General features: G+C 47.1%; 7 protein-coding genes. 4 read left to right on the forward strand and 3 right to left on the reverse strand.

The window, feature by feature from the left end:
• Positions 1 to 62 precede the first annotated feature (62 nt).
• Together B2X00_RS05755 and B2X00_RS05760 are read right to left on the reverse strand one after the other, a co-directional pair.
• Positions 63 to 2057, reverse strand: a complete 1995-nt coding sequence (locus B2X00_RS05755) for a 3-deoxy-D-manno-octulosonic acid kinase (protein WP_290486488.1) — start codon at positions 2055 to 2057, stop codon at positions 63 to 65.
• Between the two features lie 2 nt (positions 2058 to 2059).
• Positions 2060 to 2812 (reverse strand): glycosyltransferase, encoded by a 753-nt coding sequence (locus B2X00_RS05760; RefSeq protein WP_071464003.1) that lies wholly within the window; start codon positions 2810 to 2812, stop codon positions 2060 to 2062.
• Between the two features lie 114 nt (positions 2813 to 2926).
• Between B2X00_RS05760 and B2X00_RS05765 the strand changes: the two genes are divergently transcribed.
• The 3 genes from B2X00_RS05765 to B2X00_RS05775 are packed head-to-tail and all read left to right on the forward strand — an operon-like array spanning position 2927 to position 5704.
• On the forward strand, positions 2927 to 3592 hold the full coding sequence (locus B2X00_RS05765) for a flavin reductase family protein (RefSeq protein ID WP_290486489.1): 666 nt from the start codon (positions 2927 to 2929) through the stop codon (positions 3590 to 3592).
• Positions 3585 to 5141, forward strand: a complete 1557-nt coding sequence (locus B2X00_RS05770) for a cryptochrome/photolyase family protein (RefSeq protein WP_290486490.1) — start codon at positions 3585 to 3587, stop codon at positions 5139 to 5141. The genes B2X00_RS05765 and B2X00_RS05770 overlap by 8 nt, the downstream gene beginning before the upstream one ends.
• A gap of 2 nt (positions 5142 to 5143) precedes the next feature.
• Entirely contained in the window at positions 5144 to 5704 is a 561-nt protein-coding gene (locus B2X00_RS05775) for a lipocalin family protein (protein WP_290486491.1), read from the forward strand.
• Here B2X00_RS05775 and B2X00_RS05780 read toward each other — a convergent pair.
• Positions 5701 to 7464: a DEAD/DEAH box helicase gene (locus tag B2X00_RS05780; protein ID WP_290486492.1), complete on the reverse strand. Its 1764-nt coding sequence runs from the start codon at positions 7462 to 7464 to the stop codon at positions 5701 to 5703. The genes B2X00_RS05775 and B2X00_RS05780 overlap by 4 nt on opposite strands.
• Before the next feature lie 304 nt (positions 7465 to 7768).
• On the opposite strand from B2X00_RS05780, the gene B2X00_RS05785 reads away from it, so the two are divergent.
• Positions 7769 to 8349, forward strand: a 581-nt coding sequence (locus tag B2X00_RS05785) for an aldehyde dehydrogenase family protein (protein WP_290486493.1), incomplete at its 3' end; no start/stop codon positions are given.

Raw genomic sequence — 8349 nt, forward strand, 5'->3', positions numbered from 1 at the left:
TACAAAAAAGGCCTGCCGAGTAAAACTTGGCAGGCCTTTTTATGAGCCGTTTAGAGTAAGTACTAACCTTTTTCGTAACCGGTCAGTAACTCTGGCCAGTCACGACTTTCTTTCCAGTAAAAAGTATCGTACTTCGACTTTTCTTTTTTCAATGAACGCAAAAGCCTGTCTAGATTTTCCTTTTTCCATTCACCGGGCTCTCTAAACCCGCACTTGTCAAAATCAACAATCCAAGGCTTATCGTTATCATCGAGCATGATATTGTGGCAGTTCAAATCTGAGTGGAACACGTTCTTATCGTGTAATTGACGTATCGCAGCACCTAACGACTGCCATTGTTCTACATTTAATTGACGTTCGCGGAGCAATCGGTAAACATCCACAGCGCCTGGGATCACTTCAACTAAAATATCTGCGGTGTAGCTCATTACACCCACTTTGCGCATACGTGCAGCGATAGGCCGGGGTACAGGTAAATCTTGATTGCGTAGCTTTACCAGCAAATCAAACTCTGCGATTGCGCGGCTACGTTCTACCGGCTCCCGCATAAACTTATCTTTGTTGACCTTACCCACTAATCCACCACGATAATAGTGCCGTAACACCATGCCGTGGTCACCCTGCTGGATAAACCAAACGGTTGCACGACCCGTTGCATTGCCTGCTATCGCTTTCTTCTGCTGCCAGTATTTGGCAGAAAAAAAGTTATCCTCAAATTCTGGCAACACATCCTTGTCAAACTTAATCACATCACGCTTTGTCGTAAATGTCGCTATCATTTGCTGTCCTATATCGCTAAATCTTTGCGCATGCTTAAGCATACGTCGACTGGCGCCCTGATGCGTGCTAAGCACGTTTTCAGCGGCACTTACGCTCGTTTTTCTCAATGAATCATTATCAAATAAATATTGCAGTGGTGTGGCAAGATCTAAGTCCTTAACCCAATGCACAGCCCGCTGCTCGTCTAACAGCCGATATACCTCGGCAAAATTAAATATCTTTCTTCCGCTAACGACAGCTGAACCTGCCGCTACGGCTTCAAGCGGATTATGTCCGCCGCGCTCAATTAAGCTTCCACCGACAAAAGTCACTTGAGCAATACTGCACCACTTCAACATCTCGCCAATTGAGTCGGCTAGCAACACATTACAGTCCGATGGGACACCTTGATCACTCAACTCACTACGGCGCATCCAAACGAGTTCAGAACTCTGAAGTTGCGCTGCAACTTCATCAAACCGCTCAGGATGACGTGGTGCCCAAATCAGCAGCATCGCTGGATACGTTTCTAACAGTTTTTGATGCGCGCTCAGTACCGCTTGTTCCTCGCCTGGGTGCGTACTTGCAGCCAGCCAAACTAAGTGTTCTCCGCGCAATTTCAGTAATTCCTCTGCGGCTACTTTTTCTGATGTGGGCACGGAAACATCATATTTCAAGTTACCATCAATATAGAGCCTCGTATCTCTTACCCCCAAACATAACATACGCTTTGCTGTGGCACGCGACTGTGCGCCAACATAAGCTAGGCTGTGCCAGCTTTCACGCATGAGTTTCCCGACTCGGGCGTAACCGCGTGCTGAACGTTTTGATAGACGGGCGTTGAGGAGACTCACAGGAATATGACGTTGGCTGGTGTGATACAATAAATTAGGCCAAAGCTCAGTTTCCATCACCCAAATCGCGCGCGGTCTGAGCTTCGACAGGAAGCTTCGCACTGCACAAGGGTGATCGATAGGCAAGTAACACACAGACACCCTATCACCAAAACTTTTCTCGATGAGACGACGTGCAGTAGGCGTCATGCAACTAATCGTGATGGGGCTATGCGGAAACTCTTCAATAGCTTGTTGAATCAACTGACGCGCAGCTATCGTCTCACCGACCGATACGGTATGAATAAGTAGCCCATTTTGCTGGGCATCAGGCACCGCGAGCTTACCGAGTCGTTCAGCAAGGTGCGCTCGATAACCGATATCTTTTCGGCCCCTATAATAGAACCAAGCAAGCGCCAGCGGTGTAACGCCTGTCATTACACCGCTGTAGAGCCAACGTAACATGCTTATTGCCAGTATTCAGCTATCCAACGTGTCGGCAGAACTTTGCGATACCATTTTCCACTACGCCCTGCTAACGCATCATCAGGGTGTGGTTTGCCGTGGAAAATAATGACTCGCGCATCATCGGGGATCCGAGGCTGTTGAAAGAAGCTGAGTGGGAACGGACGGATACAGTGACGTTTGAAGCTACGGCACCATTTCTCTGGCCAGTACTTTAGACGATTTTGGCGGTCGACAAATTGTGTAATATATTCCTGTTCATTACGCACAGGCTCCGTCGCTTTCTCTGGATCAGCTTTTAAGTAATCAAGCGCATCCTCATGAGCACCCGCTTCAAAACGAAATACCGAAGTATTACCCGTAGCATCAGACTTGTCCCACTCTTTAATAACCATGAAGTCGCCTTCAGGCTTAAAAAAGTCGTCGAGTGAGCCAACAATGACGATGTCCAAGTCAAGAAACAGCGTGGGTCCGGTTAAATCCGAAAGTGGATTTGCAAAACACGTTAACTTCAACCACCCATGGGCTTTCGCCCATGCTTTCTTCTCATCGAAGTCTTCAAACCCAATCTTTGGAATGGGCTTGACTTCGACCTCATCACGAATGCCCTCAGCTTCGTCTGTAAAGCATACAAATCGATAGGGTAAACTCAGGTTACGGCTGACCATCGAATACAATGTATTGACGTAGTCGTTCCCGTATTTATCACCCCATTTGATGCAGATTACATTTACTTTTTGTTGTGCGTCGCTCATAACGGCTCCCTAATCATCTAATCTGCCCATAATGCCACAAATTAAAGCAGTTCGGTATTAGATCCTATCCCTAGGTTAGCACGTAACTGAAGGCAAAAGAGGAGTATTCAATTTATGACAAAGCATATCGCTCAGGCCGACTTAGCTAATATGGATAACCGCCGTCGTGTGAATTTCATCAATTCATTATCGGGTTATAAAAGCGCTAACTTAATTGGTACAAGTAGCCGTAAAAATGAAGATAACTTAGCCATCGTCAGCTCAGTGGTTCATTTAGGTGCAAATCCCCCGCTCATTGGCTTTATCATGCGCCCCGACTCAGTTGAGCGCCATACGTTGGAAAATATCGAGGAAACAGGTGTTTATACAATCAATCACGTATCTCAATCGATAGTTAAAGCGGCGCATCAGACGGCAGCGCGATACGATAGAAAGGTATCAGAGTTTGAAGCAACCGGTTTGACCCCTGACCGTTGTAACGGTTTTCATGCACCCTTCGTTAAAGAGAGCCCGCTCTCAATGGGCGTAAAACTCGTCGAAATTACTAATATAACGCACAATGGTACTGATTTTGTCATTGGCGAAATTCAGTGGATTCAGACCAAGGAGGAAGCGATTCAAGAAGATGGCTTCATTGATTTGAATACATTAGAAACCGTCGCAGTATCAGGTCTTGATAGCTATCATAGTGCCTCGAGACTATTTCGACTCAGTTATGCCAAGCCCGATAAAACCCTAGAGGAGATCCCGCTTAAGGGGGCCGATACGTACGATGAGTGACATTAGGGAAGTTCGCTTAATATTGGGCGACCAGCTTAACGCGAAGCACACTTGGTTGCGCACGCAGCATGATAACGTGCTGTACGTGATGATGGAGATGCGCCAAGAAACTGATTACGTCAAACACCATATACAAAAGATCGTTGCTTTTTTTGCCGCGATGCGTAATTTTGCCAGCGCCATTGAGCAAGCAGGTCATCGAGTTCATTATGTGAAACTGGATGATGCAAACAACACCCAGTCACTTACTCAAAACTTAGCAGCCATATTAGCCCAGCACCCCAAAGCGACGCTGAGCTGCATGTTACCCGACGAATACCGGGTTGATCATCAACTCCGAAGCTGGGCTGGGAAAGAAGATATACACATTGACTGGGTCGACAGTGAGCACTTCCTTACCCAACGAACGGTTTTGGCTGAGTGGTTTCCCGATCGCGACAATTTTTTGATGGAGAGCTTTTACCGTCGTGTACGAAAGCAGTTCGATATTATGATGGAAGGCGACAAGCCCGAAGGTGGTCAGTGGAACTATGACCATGATAATCGTAACAAGCTACCAAAAAGTGCCTCAGTTATTGCTCCAAGTTGCCCTGCGACTGATGTTACAGATATTCACCAAATGGTAAGCCAACAGGATATTAATTGCTTTGGAGAAATCGACCCTCAACACTTTATTTGGCCGACCACACGCAAACAAGCACGTGACATTTTGTCATTCTTTTGTCAGCACCAACTAGCTTACTTCGGCACCTATCAAGACGCAATGACAGATACTGAAGTACATGATCATGCGTGGAGCTTGTACCATTCGCGCTTATCATTTGCGATGAACAGCAAAATGTTACATCCAATGGAAGTCGTGAACGCAGTTCTCGCTCATTGGCGCGAAAATGAAGACACCATTAGTATCAATCAAGTCGAGGGTTTTATTCGACAAATTATTGGTTGGCGAGAATTTATCCGCGCCATTTACTGGCATCACATGCCTGAATATAAGAATCTTAATGCGCTCGGACATCAACGCGATCTGCCGAAGTTTTTTTGGGATGGTGAGACACATATGCGGTGTCTTTCGCAAGCCATTAAACAGTCTTTAAAGTACGCTTACGCGCACCACATTCAACGTCTTATGCTGACTGGAAATTTTGCACTGTTAGCGGGCTGCGATCCCGACCAAATCGATGAATGGTATCTCGGTATTTATATTGATGCGCTCGAGTGGGTAGAACTTCCTAATACCCGTGGTATGAGTCAATATGCTGACAATGGTGTACTAGCCACCAAACCTTATATTTCAAGCGCAAATTATATAAATAAAATGAGTCACCATTGTTCTCAGTGTCGCTATAATCCGAATAAGAAAACTGGAGAAGGCTCGTGTCCGTTTAATTCGCTTTATTGGCAGTTCTTGGCTCGACATGAATCACACTTCAGTAACAACCAACGCATGGCGATGATGTATTCGGTGTGGAACAAAAAAACGCAAGAAGAACAAAAGGCGCTTGCCAAACAAGCAGAATATTATTTAGACAACATGGATGATTTATAATCATGAGTTATTTAAACAAGTCGTTACTCGGTCTCTTATCTTTATTTGTGTTGTTCACCCTACCCGGCTGTAAATCCGACCCGACACCCGTGGCACCCACGGTAAAGCAGTTCTCAGCGGAAAAATACTTGGGTAAGTGGTATGAAATCATACGCATGCCGCACAGCTTTGAAGAGAACCTGCAAGGTGTCACGGCAGAGTACCGACTCAATGCTGACGGCACTATCGAAGTGACTAATCGCGGCTACAATGTGGTGGATGATGAGTGGCAGACTGCTATTGGTAAAGCGGAGCCGGTAGAAGGCATGACAGCTGCTTACAAGGTGACCTTTTTCTGGCCGTTTTATGGGGGATATTATGTCAGCTGGTTATCACCCGACTACAAAATGGCGATTGTTACTAGCGATTCACACGACTACTTTTGGTTTTTGGCGCGCTCACCTGATGTCGATCAAAGCGATATTGACTTTGCATTAGCTAAGGCAAAACAGTGGGGATATGATATCGACCAGATGATTATCACACAATCTCTGGCCGACATCGGGGTAGCTAACGCCGATTAATTGAATCGACGTGCAGCAGGTTGACCTTTACGCGGGGCACGGCGGCGATTGTCGCTGTTGCCTTTGCTCGCGCGAGGCGGCATTTTTTTAAGCGGGCTATCCGATAACTCAAGCGCCATCGGCTGCTGACGTACGCGTGTGCGTTGCAACGCTTTCTTCAATTCAGCAGGCATGCCTTTAGGCAGTTGCACCAACGAGTGCTGTGCGAACAATTGGATCTGACCAATGAATTGGCTATCGATCTCAGCTTCATTGGCAATAGCACCCACGATATCGCCTGGGCGCGCACCGTGGTCACGGCCAACCTGAATCTTATAGGTATCGAACTCGCTATCCGGCACACGCTTGGTGTTGGCGCGCACACGCTTCTCACCACGTTGAGGACGTCCGTTATCACGGTCACTACGCTCTGCGCGTTCGGGACGCGGACGACGCTCTTCTTTGACGAACAAAGGCTGTTGCTGGTTACGTTGAGCCAATAGGCTCAGCGCGATCTGTTCAGCGGTCATCGACCCGTCAGCTAACCAGCTGCTGAGAAGCTTCTGAATGTTGCTGTCAACATCCGACTTAAGTTGCTTCAATAGGCTTTGCTGCAATTGCTCTTGGCGGAAGCGACTCAGTTCTTCTGCTGAAGGTACGTCAAAGTACTCAATTGAGCCGTTCGTCAGTTTTTCATAATGACGTAACAAATGACGCTCTTTACCGCGATAGAACAAGATAGCCTCGCCGCTACGGCCTGCACGACCGGTACGACCGATACGGTGAACGTATGACTCAGTGTCACTCGGCAAATCGTAGTTAATGACGTGAGTGATTTCTGGTACATCAAGGCCACGCGCGACAACGTCTGTTGCTACAAGCACTTTAATGTGGCCGCTACGCAATTGAGTGACTGTTTGTTCGCGTTGTGCTTGGTTCAAATCACCACTCAAAGGTGCTGCCCGGAATCCTTGACGCTGTAAAAGCTCTGCCACGTCCATAGTATCTTGACGCGTGCGCACGAACACTAACGCGCGCTGATATTCAGTCACTTCTAAAAGACGCGTCAATGCTGTCATTTTAGTCATGCCCATGACTTTCCATGCGCGCTGACGAATATTTGCTTTTGCCTGCTCAACGGGAGCAATACGGATGTTCACCGGATCCGTTAAGTAGGTTTTGGCTAACTTACGAATAGCGGTTGGCATCGTCGCCGAGAATAAAGCACGTTGTGCAGTGTCAGGCACCGACTGTAGGAGAGTTTCGATGTCTTCAATAAAGCCCATGTTTAGCATTTCATCAGCTTCATCCAACACAGCAAAACGCAAACCATCAAGCTTCAACACTTTCTTGTTGAGTAAATCGATCAAACGCCCTGGCGTGCCAACGACCACAGAAGCGCCACGTTTTAGTGCTTGAATTTGTGGGCCGAAAGCGCTGCCGCCATATACGGTCGCGACTTCCATTCCCTTCATTTGCTTTGAAAAGCTTTCGATGGCATCAGCGACCTGAATCGCGAGCTCACGGGTAGGCGTGACAACGAGCATTTGTGTTTGACGTTGGCTGACATCAATAGCCGCTAAAGCGGGCAAAGAAAACGCAGCGGTTTTACCCGTACCAGTTTGTGCTTCACCCAGTACGTCATTACCTTCTAACAAGCTAGGAATGGCTTGTTGTTGGATAGGTGTAGGCTGTGTAAAACCTAACGCTTCAAGTTGACTTAAGACAACAGGAGGCAGTGCCATGTCTTGGAAAGACACAGCGGTAGTATCATTTTTCATAAAAATCTCAAAGTCATAAGGTGGTTATAAACCACGATGTGTGTTCGAGGGTTTCGCCCGGCCACCATTATGCTTTTGAGCATCTCTAGAAATTAGGCTTACCCTTACTCGGTCGCAGATTGCGTGTTTCATATACACGGATTACTGCGAGGCGCGAATTGTACCTAGTTATTGGAAAATTACAACTCATTTGTATACGTTTTATGCATTTACACATAGATAGTCATTTATTTTTCTAAAAAACTGAACCATTCCGTTGGTTTTTGCCTACATTGATATACTAACCCGAATAACAGGAGGCGTTATGTCATCTCACTCTATGTCGTCACTCACAAAACAGGATTGTTTCATTGAGGGACATTGGGTACCGACCGAAAAGCGGTTCGCCGTTACAAACCCTGCCAATGGCGAGGTAATCACAGAAGTGGCCGACGCCGATGGCGATCTAACTAAGCGAGCGATTAACGCCGCTGAAGTAGCATTGGCTAAATGGCGTGCTACATCTACCCAAGATCGCGCAGCACTGTTGCGTAAATGGTATCAAGCCATCATGGACAACAAGCAAGCACTGGGCGAGCTGATGAGCGCTGAGCAAGGCAAACCTGTACCCGAAGCAGTTGGTGAGGTGGAATACGGCGCCAGCTTTGTCGATTGGTTTGCCGGTGAAGCGGAACGAATTAACGGAGATATTCTACCGATTACCGATAGCAGCAAACGTGTCATGGTGATCAAACAACCAGTAGGCGTATGCGCCGCCATCACGCCTTGGAACTTTCCGAACGCAATGATTACACGCAAAGTTGCGCCTGCACTCGCGGCTGGTTGTACCATCGTGGTTAAACCACCTCAACTGACACCCTTATCAAGTCTCGCACTGGCTCAGCT

Origin of the sequence: Idiomarina sp. UBA3162 (assembly GCF_002364475.1) — a bacterium.
GTDB lineage: Bacteria > Pseudomonadota > Gammaproteobacteria > Enterobacterales > Alteromonadaceae > Idiomarina.

Coding starts and splice junctions, on each gene's coding strand:
- B2X00_RS05780 (WP_290486492.1), bottom strand. CDS start 7,464: ATGAAAAATGATACTACCGCTGTGTCTTTCCAAGACATGGCACTGCCT.
- B2X00_RS05755 (WP_290486488.1), bottom strand. CDS start 2,057: ATGTTACGTTGGCTCTACAGCGGTGTAATGACAGGCGTTACACCGCTG.
- B2X00_RS05770 (WP_290486490.1), top strand. CDS start 3,585: ATGAGTGACATTAGGGAAGTTCGCTTAATATTGGGCGACCAGCTTAAC.
- B2X00_RS05760 (WP_071464003.1), bottom strand. CDS start 2,812: ATGAGCGACGCACAACAAAAAGTAAATGTAATCTGCATCAAATGGGGT.
- B2X00_RS05775 (WP_290486491.1), top strand. CDS start 5,144: ATGAGTTATTTAAACAAGTCGTTACTCGGTCTCTTATCTTTATTTGTG.
- B2X00_RS05765 (WP_290486489.1), top strand. CDS start 2,927: ATGACAAAGCATATCGCTCAGGCCGACTTAGCTAATATGGATAACCGC.